The 23,820-nt window shown below is 50.4% G+C and carries 12 protein-coding genes; 1 reads left to right on the top strand and 11 read right to left on the bottom strand.

Features of this window, described 5'->3' with window-relative positions:
- Positions 1-8 precede the first annotated feature (8 nt).
- From V5J77_RS08880 to V5J77_RS08860, 5 genes are all read right to left on the bottom strand, one after another.
- Positions 9-1,628: a response regulator gene (locus V5J77_RS08880; protein WP_338555411.1), complete on the bottom strand. Its 1,620-nt coding sequence runs from the start codon at positions 1,626-1,628 to the stop codon at positions 9-11.
- Between the two features lie 2 nt (positions 1,629-1,630).
- Positions 1,631-3,436 (bottom strand): histidine kinase, encoded by a 1,806-nt coding sequence (locus V5J77_RS08875; protein ID WP_338555410.1) that lies wholly within the window; start codon positions 3,434-3,436, stop codon positions 1,631-1,633.
- 37 nt (positions 3,437-3,473) lie between these two features.
- Positions 3,474-4,316, bottom strand: a complete 843-nt coding sequence (locus tag V5J77_RS08870) for a carbohydrate ABC transporter permease (RefSeq protein ID WP_338555409.1) — start codon at positions 4,314-4,316, stop codon at positions 3,474-3,476.
- Between the two features lie 3 nt (positions 4,317-4,319).
- A complete protein-coding gene (locus V5J77_RS08865) occupies positions 4,320-5,249 on the bottom strand; it encodes a sugar ABC transporter permease (RefSeq protein WP_338556659.1) in 930 nt (309 codons plus the stop codon).
- A gap of 97 nt (positions 5,250-5,346) precedes the next feature.
- Positions 5,347-6,684: an extracellular solute-binding protein gene (locus V5J77_RS08860; RefSeq protein ID WP_338555407.1), complete on the bottom strand. Its 1,338-nt coding sequence runs from the start codon at positions 6,682-6,684 to the stop codon at positions 5,347-5,349.
- Positions 6,685-6,970: 286 nt separating this feature from the next.
- Between V5J77_RS08860 and V5J77_RS08855 the strand changes: the two genes are divergently transcribed.
- The gene (locus tag V5J77_RS08855; protein ID WP_338555405.1) at positions 6,971-7,666 is read left to right on the top strand and encodes a uracil-DNA glycosylase; all 696 of its coding nucleotides are present in this window, start codon (positions 6,971-6,973) and stop codon (positions 7,664-7,666) included.
- A gap of 203 nt (positions 7,667-7,869) precedes the next feature.
- Here V5J77_RS08855 and V5J77_RS08850 read toward each other — a convergent pair whose 3' ends face one another.
- The 6 genes from V5J77_RS08850 to V5J77_RS08825 all read right to left on the bottom strand — a co-directional run bounded on the left by V5J77_RS08850 (position 7,870) and on the right by V5J77_RS08825 (position 23,817).
- A complete protein-coding gene (locus V5J77_RS08850) occupies positions 7,870-12,462 on the bottom strand; it encodes an S-layer homology domain-containing protein (protein ID WP_338555404.1) in 4,593 nt (1,530 codons plus the stop codon).
- Between the two features lie 1,052 nt (positions 12,463-13,514).
- Positions 13,515-14,642: a response regulator gene (locus V5J77_RS08845; RefSeq protein ID WP_338555403.1), complete on the bottom strand. Its 1,128-nt coding sequence runs from the start codon at positions 14,640-14,642 to the stop codon at positions 13,515-13,517.
- Between the two features lie 15 nt (positions 14,643-14,657).
- On the bottom strand, positions 14,658-17,747 hold the full coding sequence (locus V5J77_RS08840) for an ATP-binding protein (protein WP_338555402.1): 3,090 nt from the start codon (positions 17,745-17,747) through the stop codon (positions 14,658-14,660).
- A 393-nt stretch (positions 17,748-18,140) separates the two neighbouring features.
- Positions 18,141-21,026, bottom strand: coding sequence for a cellulose binding domain-containing protein (locus V5J77_RS08835; RefSeq protein WP_338556657.1), 2,886 nt, complete (start codon positions 21,024-21,026; stop codon positions 18,141-18,143).
- Positions 21,027-21,410: 384 nt separating this feature from the next.
- The gene (locus V5J77_RS08830; RefSeq protein ID WP_338556654.1) at positions 21,411-22,697 is read right to left on the bottom strand and encodes a cellulase-like family protein; all 1,287 of its coding nucleotides are present in this window, start codon (positions 22,695-22,697) and stop codon (positions 21,411-21,413) included.
- A 208-nt stretch (positions 22,698-22,905) separates the two neighbouring features.
- Positions 22,906-23,817: a LysR family transcriptional regulator gene (locus V5J77_RS08825; RefSeq protein WP_338555401.1), complete on the bottom strand. Its 912-nt coding sequence runs from the start codon at positions 23,815-23,817 to the stop codon at positions 22,906-22,908.
- Between the last annotated feature and the right edge of the window lie 3 nt (positions 23,818-23,820).

The raw sequence follows: 23,820 nt of genomic DNA, 5'->3' as shown, positions 1-23,820 counted from the left end.
CTATAATTTCACACTCTAAAATAATCCGAGGGGCTTTTCCCCGTGCTCATTTTGAACACTTGGCTGAAATAGGTTGGATTATTGAAGCCGACCATTTCGCTGACCTCGTACACCATATGATGGCCCGACTGCAAATAGTCGATCGCTTTATGAATACGGTAATCATTCAAATAATGCACAAAGTTTTGCCCTGTTACCCGCTTGAACAGCTGGCTTAAATATTTCGGGTGCACGAACAGCTCCTTGGCGATGGCTGCAAAGCTAATTTCCTGGCTGAAATTCGCCGCAACATACTGCTTCACGCTATCGACAAGCCGATTGCTTTTTCGGCCGGAAATTTCCTGCGCCGCGCTTTGCAGCCATTCCTCCACCAGCTCATTCATCCAGCGCACTAGGCTGCCAAGCGTCAAATGCTGCTGGATGCCCTGCAAAAATTGCGACAGCGTGCGGGGCGGCTGATGCTGGGCGAACGCCTCATTCCAGAAAAAAGTCAGCGAGCTGAACAAGCCGACACATATTGTCTGAATATCCGTAAGCGAGCCGCTCGCTTCCTTTTGTAGCTGATTATAAATCGCTTCCCACTGGTGGGCTGCCCGCTCCAAATCCTTGCCTGTCAGCGCCTCATTCCACTGCTTAAGCAGAGGCGCATATTGGTCATACGTCGTATCCAGCTGTGCCCATTCTGCATAAGGATACACCTGGCTTGTACCCTGAAATTCCGCCGCCTCCAGTGCCACGCGGCTTTCCAAATACGAATCAATCAGCTCATGCAGGCTGCTTCGCACCGAACCAATGCCTGCGGTAGCCTCCAGCTTAAGCAGCGCCGTTATTTTCTCCGTCAAGCTGTAGGCGAGCTCCTCACATACCAGGTACAGCTCCTCCGCCTGCGCCTGCTCGGACATCAGAATAAGTACGAACAGCCGATCGGAGTAATCAATCGCATAGCCGTAAATTGGAGTGTCAGCCATTTTACCTGCCAGCATTTCACGAATGATGTTGTTCGCGCCGAATTTGAGCAGCTGCCAGTCCCGCTCCTTCAGCTTTGTAAGCAGCGCGGGGCGCGTCAACTGCAAGCTCACGACCGCCGCCTGCTTTGGCGAAGGTATGTTTAAATAAGCAAGCCGCTCCTCGTGCAGCTCATGCGGCTGATACCGAGTCGTCAGCAGCTCAGTGAACAAGCGCTCGCGCAAATACGGCAGCAGCCGGTCAAGCTCCAGCTTGTAATGCTCCTCCAGCCGCAGCTTCTCCGCCTGCAAGTCCAGCTCGCACATAATTTCAGCGAGTACGCCTTCGATTTCCGTAACAGCAGCAGGCTTCAGCAAAAAATGATGCACGCCCCAGCGCATCGCCTGCCGCGCATTTTCAAACTCATCGAAGCCGCTCAAAATCACAATCGGCAAGCCCGCATCCTCCTGCCGCAGCGCTTCAACAAGCGCAAGCCCGTTCATCTGCGGCATATTCACATCCGTAATAACGAGATCCGGCTTCAGCTCGCGGTAGCTCTCCAGCGCCTGCAAGCCATTCGCAGCCGTGCCCGCGATTCGCAGCCCCAGCTTCTCCCAGCCTACATGCCGCGTCAGCGCCGCAATAATATGCGGCTCATCATCTACAAGAAGCACTGATTTCATCCTTATACACCGTCCAGCAACCGTTTTAATTGATCTTCCGTTTCAATGATCGGCAGCTTCACTGTCACCTTCACGCCCCCCTGCTCACTATTTGCGAGCTGCAAGCCATATAAAGGTCCGCAGTAAAGCTGCAAGCGCGTATGCACATTGCGAATGCCGATGCCTGTCGCCTTATCCATATGCCAATCATCGGGCAAGCCTCGTCCATTATCAGTCAGGCTCATTTCCAAATAAGGCGCTTGCCCTGGCACCTGCTGCTCGCGAATAACTAGAGAGAGCGCCAGCTCCGACGCGTTGTCCGCAGGACAGCCATGAATAACTGCATTCTCAATAAGCGGCTGCAAAATAATTTTGGGGATATAATAGCCGCGAATTTGCGGGTCCAATACCCGCTCGGTATAAGCGATCGGGAACGTCATCCGCTCCTGCTGGATGCTGAGATAACAGCGGGCATGCTCCAGCTCATCGCGCACGTGGATGAACAGCTTGCCCCCGCTCAGGCCAATACGCAGCAGCTTGCCGAGCTGCGTAATCATAAAGCTAATATCATCCGCTTTATAATCGAGCGCTCGCCAGTGGATCATATCGAGCGTATTATACAGAAAATGCGGCTTAATCTGCGCCTCCAGCAAGCTCGTCTGGGCATCGCGCTTCGCCTTGCTCTCCTTCTTCACATCGTCCATCGACTCTTTCAGGCGCGATACCATATGGTTGAAGCTATAGGAAAGCTGCGCATATTCCTCGGTGAAGGCGCTTGTCGCTTTCGCCTGAAAGTCGCCGCGCTCCAGCCGCTTCATCTCAGCCATCAATCGGCGCAGCGGCTTGATAATGCTTTTTACAAACCAATAGGTCAATATAGCCGAAAGCAGCAGGCTTAATATACCAATGCCCAGCACATACCAGCCCGCCTCATAGGTGGCCTTTAGCAGCGTTCTGGTCGGAATCGTCTGTACGAGTCGCCACTGCACCGAGCTCGGCTTGGAGAACACGACCAAATACGACTGATCGTCCCTGCGCAGCAGCTCATATCCGTCACTAAGCGTTTTCGAGCGTTCACCAAGCCACTGCGCATCAAGGATGACCTCCTCGCCCTGCACCTGCGAGTCATTCACCTTCACAATAATGTTGCCCGCCGTATCCACGACAAGCACCTGTCCCTCCAGCACCATCGGCACATCGGCAAAATTTCGCAATACATCCTGCTGCGACATGCTGATGACCAAATAGCCCATCGTCCGCCCCTTGCTGTCGAACATATGCTGGGCATATCCGATGAGCGACTTCGAGGAAGCGTTTTCTTCTTCCGGAATCCAAATGGCATCGGCCTTCTCCAAGGCGGAAAACCATTTTTGATCAGCGAGCTTGCTCACCGGAAATACAAGATCTGTAGAATTATAAGGCACATCATTAAATTTATCGCTATAAATTTCAATCGAGCTGATGCCGGAATTAACGACGAGCGTATGATGCAGCAAGTCGGAAATTTCCCGCCGTTTAATGAGCATGTCATATTTGGATTTAGCTTCCGCCTCCAGCTTGTCCTTTACCTCTTTGTTGCTGACGACCGTATACGCTGTATTTGTCATATTCGTCATAAAATCAAAGCCGCGATTCGTGCTTTCATTCAGCAGCGCCAGCCGTGCCTTGCTAATTTCGCTAAAGGTCACATTCGAGAAGGAGCGATAGGACAGCCAAATAATTACCAGCAAAAACAACAGGTTTAACAGCACGAAGCAAGCGACCATCAAAGTGGACAGCTTGCTTCTACGCAATATGGATTGCCTTAAAGAAAAATCAATCGTACGCATCGTATGTCATCACCCTACCGTATGGAGTAAGTGAAGCTTACCCTTTAATGCCGGAGGTCGCAATACCTTCTACAAAGTATTTTTGACAGATGATGAAAATAATAAAACAAGGCAGCAGCGAAAGCACCGACATCGCGAACATTGGACCCCAGTCCGATTGCGAGCTGGAATCAAGGAATAGCCGTAACCCAAGCGGAACCGTAAACTTCGATACATCGCTCAAATAAATCAATTGGCTGAAAAAGTCATCCCACGTCCAAAGGAAGGTGAAAATCGTCGTCGTAATGAGTGCTGGCACCGCGAGCGGCAAAATGATGCGCCAGTAAATTTGAATGAGCCCGCAGCCGTCAATCGTCGCTGCTTCATCCAGTTCTCTGGGCAAGCCGCGAATAAACTGCACCGTTAGAAAAATAAAGAAGCCATCGGTCGCGAGCCACTTTGGCGCGATCAGCGGAAGGAAGCTGTTGACCCAGCCTAGCTGATTAAACAAAATATATTGCGGAATGAGCGTCACATGATGCGGCAGCATAATCGTCAGCAGCATCAGTCCGAAGGCAAGCGCCTTGAAGCGAAAGCCGAGACGAGCGAAGGCATAAGCCGCCATCGAGCAAGACAGTACATTGCCGATTACCGCTCCGATGGACACAATCATTGAATTACCGAGAAAATGCGAGAACGGATTACCTTGAATCCCGTTCCACCCCGCAAAATAATTGCCCCAAACCCATTCCTGCGGCCAAATGCCAATTTCTGAAAAAATAACATTGTTCGGCTTGAAGGAGCTTCCGACCAACCACAGCACCGGATAAAGCATGACGAAGGCGATGAGCAAAATCGCCAAATGTCTGAGCCAAGCTGTTCTACGAAGCGTATCCACCATCGTCTATTTCCCCCCGTCCTCGTAATGCACCCAGCCTCTGCTGGAGCGGAATATAATGAAGGTAAAGCAGCCGATAATGAGCAGCAGCACCCAAGCCATCGCCGAAGCGTAGCCCATTTGGAAAAAAGCAAAGCCTTTTTTGTACAAATAAAGCGAATACATAAGCGTTGAATTCAGCGGGCCGCCAGTTCCGTTGCTGATGACGAAGGCCTGTGTAAACGATTGGAACGACGTAATAATTTGCATGACGAGATTAAAGAAAATGACCGGCGTCAAAATCGGCAGCGTAATATTAAAAAACTGGCGAATTTTCCCTGCTCCATCTACGGATGAAGCCTCGTAATAATCGGACGGAATTTGCTTAAGTCCCGATAGGAAAATAATCATGGATGAGCCGAATTGCCATACTGAGAGCAATACGATTGAATACAGCGCATATTTAGGATTCGCTACCCAATCTGGCGCTTGAATGCCTACCTTCAGCAGCACCTGATTGAGCAGGCCGTCGCCGCCGAGCATTTTCCGCCATAACATGGATATCGCAATGCTGCCCCCGAGCAAGGAGGGGATATAGTAGATGGTCCGATAAATGCCTAGACCCTTGATTCCTTTGTTAAGCAGCAGCGCAACGCCAAGAGCGAAAATCAGCTTGAGCGGCACCGATGCGAATACATAAGTGAAAGTGACCTTAAGCGACGTTCCGAACAGCTTATCCGTTGTGAACATTTCCGTGTAATTGCTGAGTCCCACCCAATTGGGGCTTGCCAGAATGCTGTAATCCGTAAGTGAAAAATAGAGCGACGCGAGCACCGGGCCGAGCGTCAGGCAAATCAGGCCGATGAGCCATGGCGCTAGAAAAAGCAAGGCAGCGCGGTTATGCTGGCTGGCTGCCGATCGTTTTGCCCGTTTGCTGCTTTTTGGCGGCTTCGTCATAGATGGTGCTGTCATCGCGGATTCCCCTCTTCCCATTATTCCAGCGGAGCCGCCGCTTATTGCAGGCAGCACCGCTGGCTCTTATTCCTATTTTCTATTACTTGCTTTTGCTGAGCGACGCATTAGCGCTAGTCATAAACTGGTCGATGTTGCTGCCAAGCTCGCCTTGAGCGAACGCGATTTGCTCACTGAGCGTTTTGAAGCTTTTGTCCACTTCCGAGTAGCCTTGCGGATACGGCGGATCAATGTCGCTTTTGTCTTTGGATACCGTGTCTACAAAGTTGAAAATCATTTTGTCAGTATCGGATAGCGTCGTTGCCATTTTCTCCCGAATATCTGAGTTAACCGGCACCCCGCGCTCCGAGCCGAGAATCGCTGTCGCTTCTGGATCATTGACGAGGAAGTCGATAACCATTGCGACCTCCTTCGGATGCTCCGTCTTGGAATAACCGGACAGAAATTGACCTGGCTTGAGGTACTCTCCGCTTTTCACTTCACCCGGCAAATGCGGCAGCACTTGAATTTTAAGCTGGTCGGTTGAATCCTTCAGTGCTTTTTGGAAAGCAATAATTTGGTTCGACCAAATAAAGTCCATCGCTGCTGTTCCCAAAGCGAGCGGGCGTGTTTCAAGTGCATTCGTCATCGCAGCCGTTGCTTCTGGCGAAGTAATGCTGCCGCTGTCGCGCATTTCCTGCCACAGCGTGAACCAGTTTGTAAAGTCCTCTTTCGTCGCGCCTAGCTGCCCATCCTTGAACAAGCTGCGGCCGCTTTGACGAACCATAATTTCAAAAATGTTAAACGTTCCGGAATTATCTGCCGATCCGACAAAGGCATCGCCCTTCGCTTCTCTAATCTGTTTAGCGATTTTTGCGAAATCCTCCCAAGTCCAGCTTGTGTCCGGGTCAGCAATATTCAGCTCCTTGAACACCTTCGAGCTGTATACAATGCCAGGTGCATTCACCCCAAGCGTGATCGCATAAAGCTTGTCATTTACGGTGCCCGCTTTGATCATGCTTGGATCATGCTTATCAATTTTCAGGTCGCCGCTTTGCGTATACGTATCCAAATCAAGCAGCGCATCGCGGTTTGCATAGTCAGTCAGGAAGGCGTAATCCATTTGGATGAGGTCAGGCGCGTTTGCTCCAGCTACCTGTGTGGACAGCTTATCGAAATAACCATCCCATCCGGAATATTCCGGCTTTATTACAATATCAGGATGTTTTTGCTGGAACAGCTCAAGCGCTTTAATAGTTAGATCATGACGGGTTTGCGAGCCCCACCATGTCATTCTTAGTTCAACCTTTTTGTTGCTGCCGCCGCTGCTATCTGTGCTAGCTTGAGCCGCGGGCTGATCATTGCTTCCTTGCGCCGAGCATCCCCCAAAGATAAGCGACAGGGAAAGAACCGTTACGATACCAATTTTGTTTTTAATCATGCTTGACCTCCTGTAACCATTCTTTTTTGTAAGTGCTTACAAAACCTATTGTAGACGATTTACCCGCAACAAAGAATTAACTATAGTAATCTAAATCATCAAAAAGGTAATGCCCCTTTCCCAAATATTTTACTAGCAGCTATATACACTTCGTTTCAACAACAAGCATCGCTCCAGCAAGAGGCAGCCACAATCACATGCTGAGCTTCCGTAGTCCGGGCTATTTTTATGCATCTTTTGATTTATGCTAAAATAAAAATTATAAGCAAATGAGGAGGATTTTACCTTGGCGACTATTTTTCATAATGATTGGGCGGAGCTGTTGAACGCCGAGCTTGCGGAGCCCTATTACCGGGAAATGCGCTCTCATCTCGCCCAGCAATATCGTACGACGACCGTTTATCCCAATATGCATCATATTTATAACGCCCTTCATTATACATCGTTTAAAAATACACGGGTCGTCATTTTGGGACAGGACCCTTATCATGGCGCTAACCAGGCTCATGGCCTTAGCTTCTCTGTTCAGCCGGGCGTGCGCATTCCTCCATCGCTGCAAAATATATATCAGGAGCTTGCCAATGATCTTGGCTGCACGCCTCCCGCTCACGGCTGTCTTGCTTCTTGGGCCAAGCAGGGCGTGCTGCTGCTCAATGCCGTGCTTACCGTAAGAGCGGGCAGCGCGGGCTCGCATCAAGGCATCGGCTGGGAGCGGTTTACCGACCGGATCATTGAGGCGCTGAACGAACGGGAGCAGCCCATCGTATTTATACTGTGGGGCAAGCACGCTCAAGACAAGGCATCCCGCATAGACCGCACGCGGCACCATCTGATCGCTTCTCCCCATCCAAGCCCTTATTCAGCGGAGCGCGGATTTTTCGGGAGCAAGCCCTTTTCCCGCGCCAACGCCTTCCTTCACAGCATCGGCAGCGAGGCCATTGACTGGCAGCTGCCGATGACGGCGGAGCAGCTCGAACGTTAGCCTTCTTGTCAGCACAACGAACTATAGCATGAGGAACAGCATCAGCTCGCTTCCCCAGACTGCGTTCATCGCCCAATCCCCACTCCTTCAACCGAATTAGGCTAGTTTTCAAAAAAAGTAAAGAGGCTGCGCATCGCTGCGCAGCCTCCTCCACTATTGTACAGTCCATATCCTTTTTACTATATTCCTTGATTTCAGCCTGCTTAATTATTCGTCCCAAGCAGCTGGTTAATGACAACGGCCGCTTGTGCCCGCGTTGCATGGCTCTTCGGCTCAAAGCTGCCATTGCCCGTCCCCTTAATGATGCCTGCACTTTGCATCGCATCTACTGCCTGCTTCGCGTAGCTGGAAATCGCCGAGCTGTCTTTGAAATCACCTGGCTGTCCCTGAGCATTCAGCTTCAGCTCAAGCTTCTGAATAACGCGATGGGCCATAACGGCCATATCCTCACGCGTAATTTCATCATTGAAGCCAAAGGTGCCATTTGCGTTGCCTTCAACAATGCCTAGCTCCTGCGCGCTTGCCACGGAGCTGTAATACCAGCTGCCTGGCTGCACATCGCTAAACGTGCTTGCCGCATCCGCCTGCTCCAAATCGAACGCTTGCAGCAGCATTTTCAGAAACTGAGCACGCGTAACTTGCTGATCCGGCTTAAAGGCTTGATTGCCCATGCCATTAATAATGCCTCTGGCAGCGAGCGATTCAATGCTGTCCCTTGCCCATGCTACACGCTCAATATCATTGAATTGAATGTTGACGTGAGCTGCTGCATATTGGCTGAAATGCTCTGGTTTAAAGGTGACGTGCCCCGCCGCCGCATACTTCCCATTTTTCACAATTTGCGTTTCGCCATGATCATCAATGTAGTAGACGACCACTTTATTCGGGCTCTCTCCTGCTTGCAAATTGTAATCCAATACAACGGTAACACCGCCTGCAAAAGAAGTAATTGCTTTGCCATCAAGCGTCAATGTCAAATCATAAGCTTTTGCGCTCCCTAGCTGTGCTTTCGCCTCGGCGGAAAGCTTGCTTATATCAGCCTCAGCGGCGGAAATTTCCAGCTTACCAGCTCCTGCCTCTATTTGCTTCGAAAGCCAGGCCGTATCTAGCGTTATGCTCGCCAGCCCCAAATTCACTTCTACTTGGCTTATCTGCTTGCCGGACGCCGCTTTCAGCGCCTGCGCTGGAAGCGTTACTTGAACGGAGCTTGCTGCACCCGTTGGCACCGCATTGATCGCAAGCTTGTTGCCAGCTGCATCGTCGAGTCCCTTCGAGAGCTCAGCCGGAGTCACCTCTGCCGATGCTTTGCCGCCACCGTCTACTGTAACGGCCGGCTTAAGCACTGCATTGGCGGGAGCGGTAGCTTGCGTCGGGGGAGTCGTCGTATCCGTTCCGCTTGAGCCCGAGCCTGTTCCTGGATTCACGGTTCCAACAGCAGAAATCGTCACGACAAGCTCGCCGCTCACACCTGAGCCATCATTTGCTCTCGCTACTACTTTTACTTTGCCTGCCGCTACTGCTGACAGCATACCATTTGCATGAATCGTTGCAAGCGTTGTTGCCGAGCCATCTTCAGCTGCAACGGTCCAAGTTACGGCTTTGTTGGTTGCCGCAGCTGGCAAAAATACCGGGTTCAGCTGCAACTGTTTTCCTGCCGTCACCTCTTGCGAAGGAGCGGAAATGCTAAGGCTTGTCGCTGCAATGGCATTGGTACGAATATTTGGCCGATCCGGCATCTCCATATCTGTGCCTAAATAGAAGCTCGTATGCGGCGGCTGATTGTAGCCCGTATTTTGCCATGCGATGCCAAGTCTGTAGACAGGATCATGCATGAGCGTATGAATCCGATGCTCGGTGACAGCTGTCGTTGTATAAATGCGCAGCGCGCTGCTGTCTTCTGTCCGCAGCACCACCTCTTCGCGCCAGTCTCCGAATAGATCAGCCTGCAGGTTCGGATTGCCTTTCGTATCATTAATCGAATAAGTGCCTGCGAAGGTTTCCAAATTGACGAGTGCTTCATTCTCGTAGTCCCACTTGTCGATTTTCGGAACGCCTACACGCGGATCGCCGAGCCAATTATGATCAAGCAGCTCGCGGCTCAGGTCGCCATCCCACCAAATAGCAAAGTTGGACGTTGGGATGCTCGCGGACAGCTTCTCTCCCTTAGCGTTAAACAGTCCACCCGTCGTACTGTTCCAGGCACCGTCGATTGCCCATGATTCCGCGCCTTTATGCCTTGGATCGATATCTGCCGACAAACCGCGACCAGCATCAATGCCAAGCTGCAGCTGCCCCCATAATACACGGCCTGTTCTTGCATCCTTCATATCGTAGGAATATTTAACGGCAGTATCCTCCTGCACCGCAAACAATTCCAGTCCCAGACGATCCGGGTTAAGATTGCTCAGATGCATCGCATCGCCATGGCCGAGCTTGGAGCTCCACAGCCCGTCTCCGTTATCGTCAATAGCTGCCGCGCCTGTAATAATTTCATCCCGGCCATCATTATCCACATCAGCGACGCTAAGCTGGTGATTGCCTTGGCCGTAATAGGCTTCATTGCCTGGCGTTTTGGAATCGAACGTCCACACCTTCGTCAGTTCGCCATCCCGATAGTTATAAGCGACAAGCACCATCCGCGTGTAATAGCCACGCTGCATCACGATGCTTGGGCGCTCGCCGTCAAGATAAGCAATCGCCGCAAGAAAACGGTCAACGCGATTGCCGTAAGCATCGCCCCAATCCGCAACATTTCCCCGCTCCGGCTCATAAGCATCCGTTGCCAGCGCTTTGCCTGTCGCGCCTTCAAACACCGTATGGAACTCCGGTCCGGTCAAAATATATCCGCTGGCATTGCGGTGATCCGCCTGGGCATCGCCAATGACGACGCCGCTTCCATCAATCGTGCCATCCGCCGTGCGGAACGTCACCTCGGCTTTGCCGTCACCATCCAAATCGTAGACCATAATGTCGAGATAGTGGGCGCCTGCTCGCATATTTTTGCCTAAATCCATTCGCCACAGGCGTGTGCCATCGAGCTTGTAAGCATCAACATACACATTGCCCGTGTAGCCAGCCTGTGAGTTGTCCTTCGCATTGCTCGGCATCCAGCTCATTATAATTTCGTATTGCCCGTCTCCGTCCAAATCGCCAACGGAAGCGTCATTCGCCGAATACGTATAAGCTACGCCATCTGGGGCTACGCCGCCTGCTGGCTTCTCAAGCGGAATATTTAAATAATTCGTATCCCACACCTCTACCGTTTCGGATTGCGGCTGCTCCATACCAGCTGTAATGGCTCGAACATAGTAAGTTGAGCTGCTGCTGCCGCTCGCATCCGCATAGTTGGTGCTGCCTGTAATTGGCGTGCTGTTCAGCTTCACGCCGTCGCGGTACAGATTGAATGCGATATCCTCCGCATCGGTGCCCAGCAGGCGCCAGCCTACATACACATGCTCGGCTTCCTTCACCGCAACGAGGCCGCGGTCTAGCGCTTCCATTTGGCGAGGAGCAAGCTTAATCGGCGTTTCGCTAATTTCCACGCCGCTTGACTCGCTAACCGCTTCTCCCGCATATTCATATGCACCTTTAACGACGTATGAATAGGTCGTGCCATTCGCAAGCCCTGCTATTGTCGAAATGTATTTGCCTGCTGGCACCGTATCGACCAGTGTCAAGGAAGCGTCTTCATTTTTCAAATAAACGCGCGTTTCCTTAAAAGCTGGGTCCTGAGGCTGCTCCCAGCCGATTTTGACTGTCTCATCATGCGCCTCGCTGACGACATACGTCACATTAGGCGACTTTTCCAGCTTATTGACCTTCACCTTATACGTACGGCTAATATCCGTATAGGCGGACGAGGTTACTGAAACGCCAAATTCCGTCTCGTCGCCCGTCAAAGGAATGGTTCTCTTCTGTCCGCTGGCAATCGCGCCCGCATCCACTTTCAATCCGACCAATCCAGCGTTGCTTGCTGTTGGTGTTACATCCACCGATGCAGCTGAATACGGCACCTCTACCGAATAATCGTATACACCTGGATCAAACGGCGGATTAAGCACAGGTGCAAAGTCGCTTGAGCCCAGTACTAAGCCAGCCAGCTTCACGTCAAGCGCGGTTACCCGCACATTCGCCACATTGATTTGGCCGCCATTCGGGTTGACATAGAAGCCAAAGCTGCTGATCCGTTCCCGGTTGCTGTAAAAGGCAGACGGCCAGTTTACCGTCGCGTTCGTCGTCAAATCGGTAACGCTTACATTATACTGCTTGCTCGGCACATTAAATACCATTTTGAAGCGATACCAATGCGTCACATCATAAGCGAGCTGCTTATCCACAGCTGCATTATGCTGCTTGATGACGCCAGCATCCAACTGGTAGCGGGCAGCGGCAGCACTCGTAGCATTCACCTTGCCATCCATGACCCACAGCAAGCCGCCTTTACTCGTTGGAAGGTTGACATCAAACTCAACGATTAAGCCGCCGCTTTCTCCGGCAAATCGTTGACCGATATAGGAGGAGCCGGTCGATTCATTTGTAATCGCTCCATAAGTAGAGCCGGTAACAGAATTGTGCTTGACTACAAAAGCCGGAGCAGCGCCCTCCTTTGTCCAAGTGTTACCGCTTCCAATTGTTAGATTGCCAAGTGCATAGCTGCTGAAATCATCGGATACCAGCACCGAATCAGCGGCTGCTGCAGGCATAGAAAAGGCTGGGATTAAGAGAGTAAGTGCCAATAGACATGACAGGAACTTCGACATTGCTGCGGTTCCTTTCCCCTTCTTGCGCATTTGCATTCCCGTTATTACCTCCCTGAAATTAGGTGTGTACGCTGTCTTTCGCCTGAGGGCTCAGCATCTCCCCCATAGAAATAAAGCGCTTTCCATCATAGGCAAATCTGCCAAGTGTAAACGACTGTCGCCGCCAGAGGGCGGCAAAGCTGCCGTTTCGAGGGTGAAATATACGCCCCTAATAAGAGTGATACTTATATAGGCTTATATTTTAAAACACACTCGGTACTCTGCCTGTATGGTGAATACTTCTCCAATTATAGGGAATTCCTCAAAATAAACCATGCCAAAAAACAGAGCTGTTTGATTAAAAACTAGACATTTTATCCAAAAGTATAGGCATTTTATCTGTATTGTACCCGTTTCAAACTTATTCTACGGTGTGTCCGCATACGCAAGCGAGCTGGATTCCGATAGTAGTCAGCGTTCAAACGTCTTCCCTCTACCTACAGGGATTGGCACAACACGGCAACTTCTTGCTGCTCTTTTCTGGGGCTTGCTCCTTGTACGAAGATACAAAGGTAGACTTGGTGGACACAACTCGGAGGATATAGCTCGGAGGACACAGCAGCCGCTATTTCAACCAAATCACTGGTTTTGGCACAGGCTTCGGACTCAGGAGCCGCTAATGCGCTGCCCATCGTCATTTTGAGAGGATTATGAAGGGAATAGTGAATCTCCTGTCCGCTTAAGGCCCGAAATGGATTTAAAAGCCAGAATAGCGGAACCTCAGTCCGCCAAAAAAGGAACGAGCTTCCAAGGCTGCGTGATCTCAGCAGCAGTATTCTCAACAACTGTAGTGTCAGCCATATTGCTATCTGCAACTGTGTTCTCAGTAACTGTGATCAGCAACAATCGTATGCTGTAGCTCCTTAAGCCTTGAATGTTAATAGGAGATTGGCCTAGACCTAGAATAGACACTAAGCATAGAGCAGCAGGAAGGGCCCTACGTTTGCATGCTCATCCTAGTACAAATATTAAAAAAGCGGCTCAGCCGCTCAGCCATTCGATAATAGAAAGGCAAAGCCAACTGAACCGCCATTTTATTTTAATTTAATTTATATGGCGCCTTTAAGCTGCATTATAACAAGCTTCGTCTCTGGCTCCGGCTCACAATTTAAGTCCTCAAGAAGCAATCGTGCAAAATCTTCATAATATAGGACCAGTGCCTCCTGTTCGCCCAATTGACCAAACAGGTTTAAAACCTGCCGGCACAGCTCATCCGAATAAGGCTCCTGCTCATGTAGAAGCAGCAGTCTCTTAAGCGCATCCTGCTCATAACCAGCGTTTATCTCATAGTCGATAAGGCTGCGAACTAATCGGACATATTTCACTCTAAGCTCATCCCTGCGCTGCCGAGCCCATAGAAAATCATGCTCTTCAAAATAGTCCCCGGCATAAAGACTAAGCGTCTGCTCTGCCGCCATACGCTGCTGCTCCGAATCAATTATGCGAAACCTGGCAGCTCCAAGCTCGAACTGCTCGACATCCAGCTCTAATCCGTTGCTTGTAAGACGATAGCTGTCAAGCGCAAACTCCACGAGCGCCTCTACTTTCCAATCTTTCATCAGCTTGCGAATTTGATAGACGGAGGTATGGAGCAGCATCATCGCTTTCTCGTAATCCGAATCGGGCCATAGTGTGTCCAGAAGCTGCTGCTTGGCGACCCATTGGTCTTTATAATGCAGTAAAAAAGCAAACAGCTCTTGCGCTTTCAGCGTCCGCAGCCTAAGGCTCGTATTCGTTTTTCCATCGTCATGAAACGCCAGCCGCTTGAAGCAGAGCACCTGCCTGCCTGGCAGCGTCTGTTTCTCCGGCTTGCCCCGACTGTAATCCTCCATAATGCGGGTAATCGTCTTTTTAAACCGCTCAGGATGCACAGGCTTAAGCAAATAATCGAGTGCATTGTGCTCAAACGCTTCAATTGCATATTCCGAATAGGCTGTTATGTATACGATACGGATATCCGGGTTAATGCTGCGAAGATGCTCCGCCGCCTCCAGCCCATTGAGCCCCGGCATATTAATATCCAGAAAGACGATCTGGGCAGGAGTGTTCCGAACATCTTGAATGCCGTCTCTGGCCGAGGTGAATTTTGCTGCCACCTGTAAGCGTCCGTCCCGCTCGAACAACCATTCAATGTGAGCGAGCGCCGGCTTTTCATCATCAATTAAAATGACTCTCATCGCCACCTACTCCCTTCATACTTCATTATACACGCCTCCTCGCAGCTCTTTCGGATAGCGGAAGCTTACCTCCGCTCCGCGCTGCCGTTGTCCATCAATGACCAAACCGCTGCCGTATAAATTAACCAGCCTTTGATGAATGTTGCTCAAGCCTACGCGGCCCGTTCCTTTGTCCGAAAGCACCTGCGATAATCGTTCAGGGGAAAAGCCTACACCATCGTCCTCAACAAGAACCATAATACAGTTATCCACTTCAGAAATTTTCAGCTTAATGGTACCGCCTTCTTCTTTTTTCATAACGCCGTGATTAACCGCATTTTCCACAATCGGCTGAATGGTCAGCGGAGGTATAAGCGCAAGCTCATCACAGCTAATTTCGTATTCAATTTTAAGCCTTTCATCAAAGCGCGCCTTTTCCAGCGTCAAATAGGACTTCACCAGCTCCAGCTCTCGTTCAATCGTCGTCATTTTATCGCGATTGTGAAAATCAAAGCTGCTGCGCAAAAACTGGCTTAACTCGATCAGCAGCTCCATTGCTTTATACGGATCTACCGGACAAATCGCTATAATCGTATTCAAGGCATTATATAAAAAATGGGGCTTGATTTGCGCCTGCAAAAATGCCATTTCCGCCTGTACGGCCAGCTTAACTGACTTGCGAAGCGTCAGCAGCGTTTGAACCCTTGCACGCAGCTCGCCTGCATCAACGGGCTTGCCAATATAATCGTTGACCCCTGCCTCAAAGCCGAGCTTAATATCCTCTGGCTTCGTTCTGGCTGTGAGCAGCAGCACGGGCAGCTCCGACAGCAGGAAGCGCTCGCGGATTTTGCGGCACAGCTCAATGCCCGACATTTTCGGCATCATCCAGTCCGTAATGACCAAATCATATTTGGCTGGAGCAGCTAGCGCCTCTTCAAGCGCCTCATCCCCGCTTCTTACCGCCGTTACCTCGCAGCGTTCAATGGAAAGCAAATTAATGAGCACCTGCAAATTAATCGGATCATCGTCAACGACGAGCACGCGGAATTCAGCAGCGGGCGGCGGTATATTCAGCATAGCCGTAAGTTCCATTGCGGCAGCCTGCTCCTGATAAGGGATATCGGCCTCGTCTGTTTGCTGGCCCTGTGCAATCGGTATTGTAAAGCTGAATGTAGTCCCACTTCCCGCAATAGAATGAACGCTAATGGTTCCCCCACCTAGCTCCACTAGCTGCTTCGTAATACGCAGCCCAAAGCCGGAGCCTTGAAAGACCGTCTGTCTCGCCTTTATTTTACGTTCAGAAAGAAAAATCGTTTCCAATTGCTCGGGCGACATGCCCATTCCTGTATCCGAAATGTCCACCCTCACCTTATTCGCCTGTGTCACTGCACTAATTGTAATTGTCCCTTGAAGGGTCGCCTTCGCTGCATTGCCCAGCAGGTTATACAAAATTTGCCGGAGTCGATCCTCATCCGCATCCAGCAAAGGCAAATTGGCGGGCAGCCGTTGCTGAATCTGCACCTGCTTGTCGATGAGCAAATGCTCCACAACCTCCACAACCGCATGAAGCACGGGCTGAAAATAAATTTTCCGCTTCGCCAGCTTCATTACACCGCCACGCAGCTCTGCAAATTCCAAAATGTCCTGAATAAGCGCGGACAGCTGATTGCCGGTTGAGACAATCATTGATAAATGCTCCGCCTGCTTCGTATTGTTCAGCGGCCCGGCAGCACCTTCGAGCATAGAGGCTGCCATATTAATAATCCCGTGCAGCGGTGTTCTCAGCTCATGTGAGGTCATCGTCATAAATTCATCCTTGAGCCCATCAAGCGTCAGCAGCTTCTCCGAAAGCTGCTCCACCTCACGAATCGATTCGGTAAAGCGTTTTGCGAACAAGCCCGCATGAGCGAACACAAACAGCAGCATTTCGAAGGAAATGAGCATAGTGCTTTCCAAAATTCCATAGGCCCGCATCATGGAAGCAAGCATCATCATGACGATACTCTGAAGACTTAAAAACCAGTAGGGGTCCGTATACGCTTTGCTTCCTACCCCGCGGATAATGACATAAATATAATAAACAATCATCAACAAACCTTGAACCATAATTAATACTTCCAGCTTCGATATAAATAATGGCGTCGCAATGATCTCCAGCAAAATGGTGATTCCCGCAAGCCATTTTAACAACCGCATCACTTTGGGATGAACGATGCCTGGCAGCATTTCATTCACAATGCATAATAAAAAATAATACACGAACACCGATGAAATCGGCTGCAGCTTCAGCACCAGAGAATATGGCAGATCAGGAATAAGCTGAAAAATAAGCCTTTCCCCCTGGGTCATCATAAAAAACAGGGATGAGAGGCAAAAAAGCCCGAGAAACATCAGCCCCTTTTCCTGTTTTCTAAGCACATATAACAGCAAGCAAAATAAGCCTGGAATTAAAAATCCAGCAAGCGTCAGCACCCCCAGCAGCATATCCATCTCTCTGTTTTTGATAATCGTATGCTGGTCTCCAAAGGTAATGGAATAAATAATGCCGCCTGTAGCATAGCTGTAGTTTGCCACCTGCACAATAAGCTCGACCGAATCGCCCGCAACCGAGCCAAGACCAATATAAGGCACATTGTTCTGAACGCCATCGTACTCAATTGCAGCTGGGGCACCACTGGCGCCGATCATTTGATTGTTTAAATAAATGCGATTGGCCATGCGTATGCTTGAGGTATACACCCCATATATTTCCCGTAAATGGCTGGGAAGCTGAATCTTTAAGCGATAAGTGCCGTAGCCAATGCCCGACTTGCCTCCTTCTCCAGACAAATAACTATTCCATTTACCCGGCACGTTTACCAGCTTGCTCGGTGGAGCCTGCTCCTGCGGCATCTGGCTAGCTATGACAAAATCTTTTGGAGTCAGCAGCTGGTTAGGATAAAACTCCCACTCGCCATCCAGCTTCACTGCCCCCTTTTCTACAAAACTCCAGTTACTCAAGTCCAACACGCCATTTACAGCACGCACATCCTGTTTATCTGTAACCGTATAGAAAATAAGCGCGAAAATTGTGCCCATAATTCCTATTATCATCAGGAACATGCCGATGTTCGTTCGATTAAGCATTCATAGTCTCTCCCCGCAGCGTTACGATGTCTCTTATATATCGCCTATACGATGTAAAGCCTGCTGAGTCGAACTCACCAGGCACTGCTTCTTCATGCAAGCTATCATAATCGTTTCTATATTTCTATTATAACTATTATTCTGAACCTTTTCTGAACATATTAGTAGAAAAAATAGAAAAAGAAAGAGTCGTCATTACGACGGCACCTCCCCCCATATAAGTAAGCCGCTGCGACAGGGTATCGCCTCGTTGCTAGTCGAATCGTCGCCTCTATTCTATTCTATTCTATTCTATTCTATTCCTATGATGATCAATATAGTAGCAGCGCAGCGCATGTCAAAAAAGCTCATGCACCGTTTGAAACGGCGCATGAGCCCCTACTCTTTTTCAAATTAAGATGGCTCTATACCCCATTGCAGGCTGCCGGCTGAATAGCCAGTAGCTTTGTCCCAGTCTACGTAGCTAGTCGAACTGGAATTAAATGAATAGTCGCCAGTCTGGGTGTAGTTGCTCCAATTGTTTTTCGAAATCCGCGTTTGCAGCTCGATGCTTTGGCCTGCCGCAACAGACCCCGCTCCGCTGGCAAAGCTAATTTCAACGTAGTAGTCTGCTCCCGTTGCAGCAGTCGACAGCTTGACGAAGGAAGCATGGACGTTGGAGCTGCCAACGGTCGACCAGTCGCACCAGAAGCTTTGAGCTTGCTCGCCGTCAATCGTGTAATAATAACGAAGCTTCACATCCGCCAGATTCAGTGAGCTTGTGCCTGTATTAACCAGCTTGATTTGTGGATTCAGTGTGTTGGACGTTGCCGCTGTAACGCCGTTATACAGCTGCACTTTAAAGCTGCCTGCCGGTGTTGGCGTCGGTGTTGCTGTTGGCGTCGGCGTCGCTGTCGGCGTCGGTGTCGCCGTTGGCGTCGGTGTTGCTGTCGGCGTCGGTGTTGCTGTCGGCGTCGGTGTCGCTGTTGGCGTCGGTGTTGGTGTTGGACCATTTACCGTATCCCCATAAAAAATACCGCGACCATTCGTGCCGACATACACACGTCCATAGATGCGAGGGTCACCGGTAATCGCTTCACCTGTATATGCATATTGATGCTGATCATCATTAATTCTTACCCAGCTTGAGCCGCCATTGTCCGAACGGAAAAAGCCTCTGACCTGGTCGATTTGCGCCGATACATAAAGCGCAGGATAGGTCTGGCCCGGTGCCGCCTTGCCGAAGCCGACGACATCTGCCTCCTCAACGTTACTCAGCCTCGTAAAAGATGCTCCCGAGTTCGTCGAATGCCATAACCCGTATACGCCGCTGTCCTCATTGCCGCCAGCCAGCCAAATATCGCCTTCCACTCCTGGGAGCGCTTTAAATTTCGTATTGCCTTGCGCAGGAAGGCCAGCGGCCGCGGTCATTGTGAATGTCGCACCGCCATCAGTGCTCACATAGAATTTCCCTGCCGCTACAGCGTAAAATTTGTTTTTGTTAACGCGGTCGGCAGCTACGCTTGCTTTAGCTGGAACGCCGGTGCTTGCGGTCCATGAATTTCCGGTCGTTTTGGAATAATAAACGCCGACATCCGATGTGCTCCATACGAGCGAGCTATTGTCAGCAGCTACGGCAATCATGCCGCCGCCCGCTGTCGACGATGGCTCTGCATTAGGACTAAACCAGTTCGATCCGCCATCGTAGGACAGAGCAATTGATTTTTCATTCGGATATTTTCCTTTGTCTGCATGTCCGACACGTGCGATAAATGAGGGACTCTGCTCGGCAAAGTCTAAGCTTGTTGTGCTGCTTGGACCGGTGAACATTTTTGCAGGCGCTGCCGTTAAATCATTATGCTTAAAGCCTGATATATCACCTATACCGCTAAGGAGATGAGCACCGCTTGGCGGGCTAACCAGCGTATTGATAGATGTCTCCTCAATGCCCGTCGCCATAACAGACAACGCCACTTTGCCGTCGCTATCCCAATCCGTCAAATTCGTTGTGCCGTATACGGTTGCGCCTGTACCATAAAGCATGCGGTCAGAGTCAAAAGGATCAATTTCAATATCGCCAATCATCCAGCCCAGCTTAGGCGATACTTCCGGCGGAGTACTACTCACGCCCCAATCGAGCCATGGCGCAGCCGAAATATCCTGCGTGTAATATAGATCACGGTTCGGGTAAGACGTAAACTTCCAGATCGGCTTCCATGTTGCCCCGCTATCCGTACTGCGATAAAGGTTTGCATCCGGCCACCAGGAATTGAGCGTTGCGACGACTAGCGTACCCGGGTTCTGCTCATCAACCGCAAGGCCGCCATAGCCGAAATAATTATCCGTACTGCTTGAAGGCACAGGGCTAATATTCGTCCACACGCCCGTCGCTGTATTCAATCTCCATACATCGCCCTTCGTGCCGTTATAGGGACCAATTCCATTGCTATAAGTAACATACAGCTGCCCATTCGAATCCAGCTCGCCATGATGCGGCAAATAGCCTGTTGGCTGTCCGGCAACGGCCGACCAGGTTACTCCCCCATTCGTACTGCGATAGATGCTGCTCGCTGTATCCGCTACACCGACGTAAATCGTCTGCGTCGCCGTTCCCGGAGAGCCCGTCGATTCGTCAAAGGTAATCCATGCGAGTCCCATAATATCCGCCGTGTATTCATTAGTCGGGTCCTCGACAAAATTACCCGGATTCGGAAATGCCGTCACCTTGCTCCAAGTCACACCGTAGTCTGTACTTTTCCATAGACCATTGCCGCTGCGTGCGCCAAAATAAATAATGTTATTTTTATTCGGGTCAATCATCAGCCGCTCGCCCATAGAACGCCCCGGCATATTGCCGCCTATCTTGAAAGGCAGCTCCGTTTCCTGCCAGGTGTCTCCTCTGTCCATGGAGCGCATAATATAGCCATTATTCGGGTCCCAACTATTCGTATAGGAGCCAGCCGCAATATAGAGACGATTCGGATCAACCGGATCGGTTGCCAGTGCATCGACGCCGGTCTTCCCCCACTCATCCCAGCCCACGTGGTCAAGCAGTGCCTTCCAGCTGCCTGTCGACTCGTTGTAGCGATAAGCACCGCCTATATCCGTACGGGCATACAGCAGTCCGGGCTCTTTTTTATTAAACACAAAGCCTGGAACGAAGCCCCCTCCCCCTCCAATCACTACATTTTTCCATGTGTACGCTTCACTTGGTGCTGCTTGCGCCTCTAGCGGGTTTCCGATTATTACGGTGCCGGCTACAACGGTGACCGCCAGGGCCAGCGTACCCAGCTTGCGCATCGAATGTTTGATCAAATGAATACCCTCCTCAATTGGAATGATATAACTCAAGCACTTAGCATATAAATATGGATGATCAACCACTCCTTTCCAAATGTATACGCTTTCATTTTAGCACATAAAATATAATCCAAGCACTATATAAAATGGATATATTTTCATATGGAAATCCGTTATTTTGAATGTCCGCATGCAAAAAACTGTGAACCTGAGCGCTCCAGCCAGCGGCCATGGCCACTTGCATTCATCTATACCGATAATAGCAATTAGGCGTGTAATAGGAGTGAGAAAAAGCCTCTTTCCCCGCATGCCTCGGCATGCTTGAAAAAGAAGCCTTTATCCCGCCCTATTTGATTTTTCTTGAGCTATATTTGCCGTATTCATTTATTCCGATTCCAAAATAAACCGATTCCACTTTTGCTGCCATGCAATATCGTTCCAGAACGGATGATGGGGCGCACAGTTGGAGCAGAGCACCATGCCCCAGAAGCCCAGCTTCATCCCTTTGCGAATCGCATACTCGGCAATGAATTTGCCGACCGGCCCTTCCTCAAAGCCCGCATGCAGCGGCGTGTAGCCCACGTAGCCTTCCCCAATGACGATAGGAAGCTCTGTTTGCCCCGCCCATTCATGCAGCTCCTCAAAACGGAAATCCGCCTTCTGGAGCATCGCCAGCTTATGGCTTCCATAATGGTCATACAAATACAAATCCCATTGCTCCGGGTCGGCCCAATCATGGAGATAAAGCAGCTTCATGCCGACCGGATTGCCCTGCATCCGCCATTCCTGGCCTGCCGGCAGCTGCCAGCTCTCAAACGGCGGCGCATCCTCACGGAGCAGCGATTGCACGAGCTCATTTGGAAACGGCACCGCTTCATTGTCGATGCCCGTCCGGTCCATCAGCTCCTGCAACACGCCTTTAATATACAGATGAAAATGAGCCACCTGTAAATTTCGCGCCACATAAGCTTTCGGGTAAGCCTCATTCAGCGTATAGCTTGCCGTCATTAACAGCTCGGGATGCTGCTCGCGAAGAAATGCAATCGCTTCTTCAATATAGGGCTGCATAATCTGCACAAGGCTCGGCGTATTCGAGCTGGCAACGCCCTGCTCCGTGGCAATATCGGTCAGTTGGCCAAATTCGACCTCATTATGCAGCTCGGCATAAGCGATTTGCTCGCCGTAGCCCGCTGCCTTTACATATTGAATGAGCTGATCCATCGACTTTGCCAGCGCCATAAAACGCTGGTCTGGCGGAATGTCCGCCAGCAAATCGCGCAAATAGGGCTCCGCCAGAAAGCTTGGACTTTGCTGGTATTCCCACGAGGAGAGAATAATGTAGCAGTTGTGAGCCTTCGCTTGCTTGAACAGCTCCAATAGCTGTCCATGCCCGTCCAGCTCTGCCCCGCCTTTGCAATTGTACCAGCGTGTCCGCTGTCCCACCTCGCCCAAATTGCCAAAGCGCAGCGGCCCAGGGCGAACGCCCGATTCTGTAAACAGCATGAGCGGCATCGCACAAATACGAATCGTGTTGTAGCCCCGCTCTACCGCCTCTTTATACCTTGCAGCTAAATCGCTGTAAGGCTCACCCGGCGTCGTCATCGTATACCAAGAAAAATCCCACATCGTAATCGTCAGTTTTCGGGGAAGCTGTCTGCTTGCTATGCTCATATGTCCACCATTTCTGTCCTCTATGGATAGGGTCATCGTCCCATGAGCCGCTACCATACTAGTTGGCAGAGGACGCTTTTTCTTTAATGGTACATCGTTCACTCCGACATGCGCCATGAACGATGTACGGATGCTGATGGAACATATTCGGATTTACCCAAGTGTTGCAACAGATACGCTTGGCGACTTTAATTTAACCAGAGCTTATTTAATGCTCCTCATCGACAGCCGGCAGGCACATTTCGACGAAGCGCTCAGCTGCAACCGACAGCTTCCTATCCTGCCGTACGGCAAGCCCGATGCTGCGAGGGGGAAGCGGCTCCTCTACAAAGACCTCATACAGCTTGCCATTATTCAATTCCTCCTGCACAAAAGAACGGCTTATGAAGGCGGCCCCATAACCGAGCCTTGCAAACTGGGCGAGCAAATCAATACTCCCAAGCTCGATATCCGGCTCTACTGCCTGTCCCTTGCCCGCGAACCATTGCTCAACAAACTCCCTCGTACTGCTGCCGGAAGATAATAACAAGAGCGGAAGCTCAGCCAACTGCTCCATCGTTAAGGCACCATTCGCTGCTGAGGAATGGGCTAACTCCGCATAAGCTTCTCCGACTACAAAGCAATCCTCCAGCACCGCAAGCGTCTGAACATTCAGCTGGTAATCGTTTATAGGCAGATGAATAATTGCACAATCAATTTCTCCTTCCCTTAAGCGCTGCGTAATATCGGGTGTTTTCCCATGCGAAAGACGAATTCGGATACCCGGGTAATCGCGATGAAAGTCATTTAATTGCGGCAGCAAAAGATGCTTAATTAGCGAGTCGCTCGCCCCAATGCGAATTTCTCCCTCGCTAAGCAGCTTCATATTGTGCAAATGCTTTTGGGCAGAATCCAGCATAGAAAAGGATTGCTCCACATAACCTTGCAGCGCTCTCCCTTCTTCGGTAAGCTCCACGCCCTTCGACAGCCGATGAAAAAGCTTGAGCTGCAAAGCCTCCTCCATCTGCTTAATCGCATAGCTGACCGATGGCTGCGTAATGTGCAGCTCCTGCGCCGCTCTTGTTAAATTTTTGCAGCGTGCAGTATGCAGAAAAATCCGATACCATTCCAGATTAAACATATG

The organism is Paenibacillus sp. KS-LC4, from assembly GCF_036894955.1.
Classification (GTDB): domain Bacteria; phylum Bacillota; class Bacilli; order Paenibacillales; family Paenibacillaceae; genus Pristimantibacillus.
Note: the sequence above shows the minus strand (reverse complement) of the source record. Positions and strands in the feature narration are given on the sequence as shown.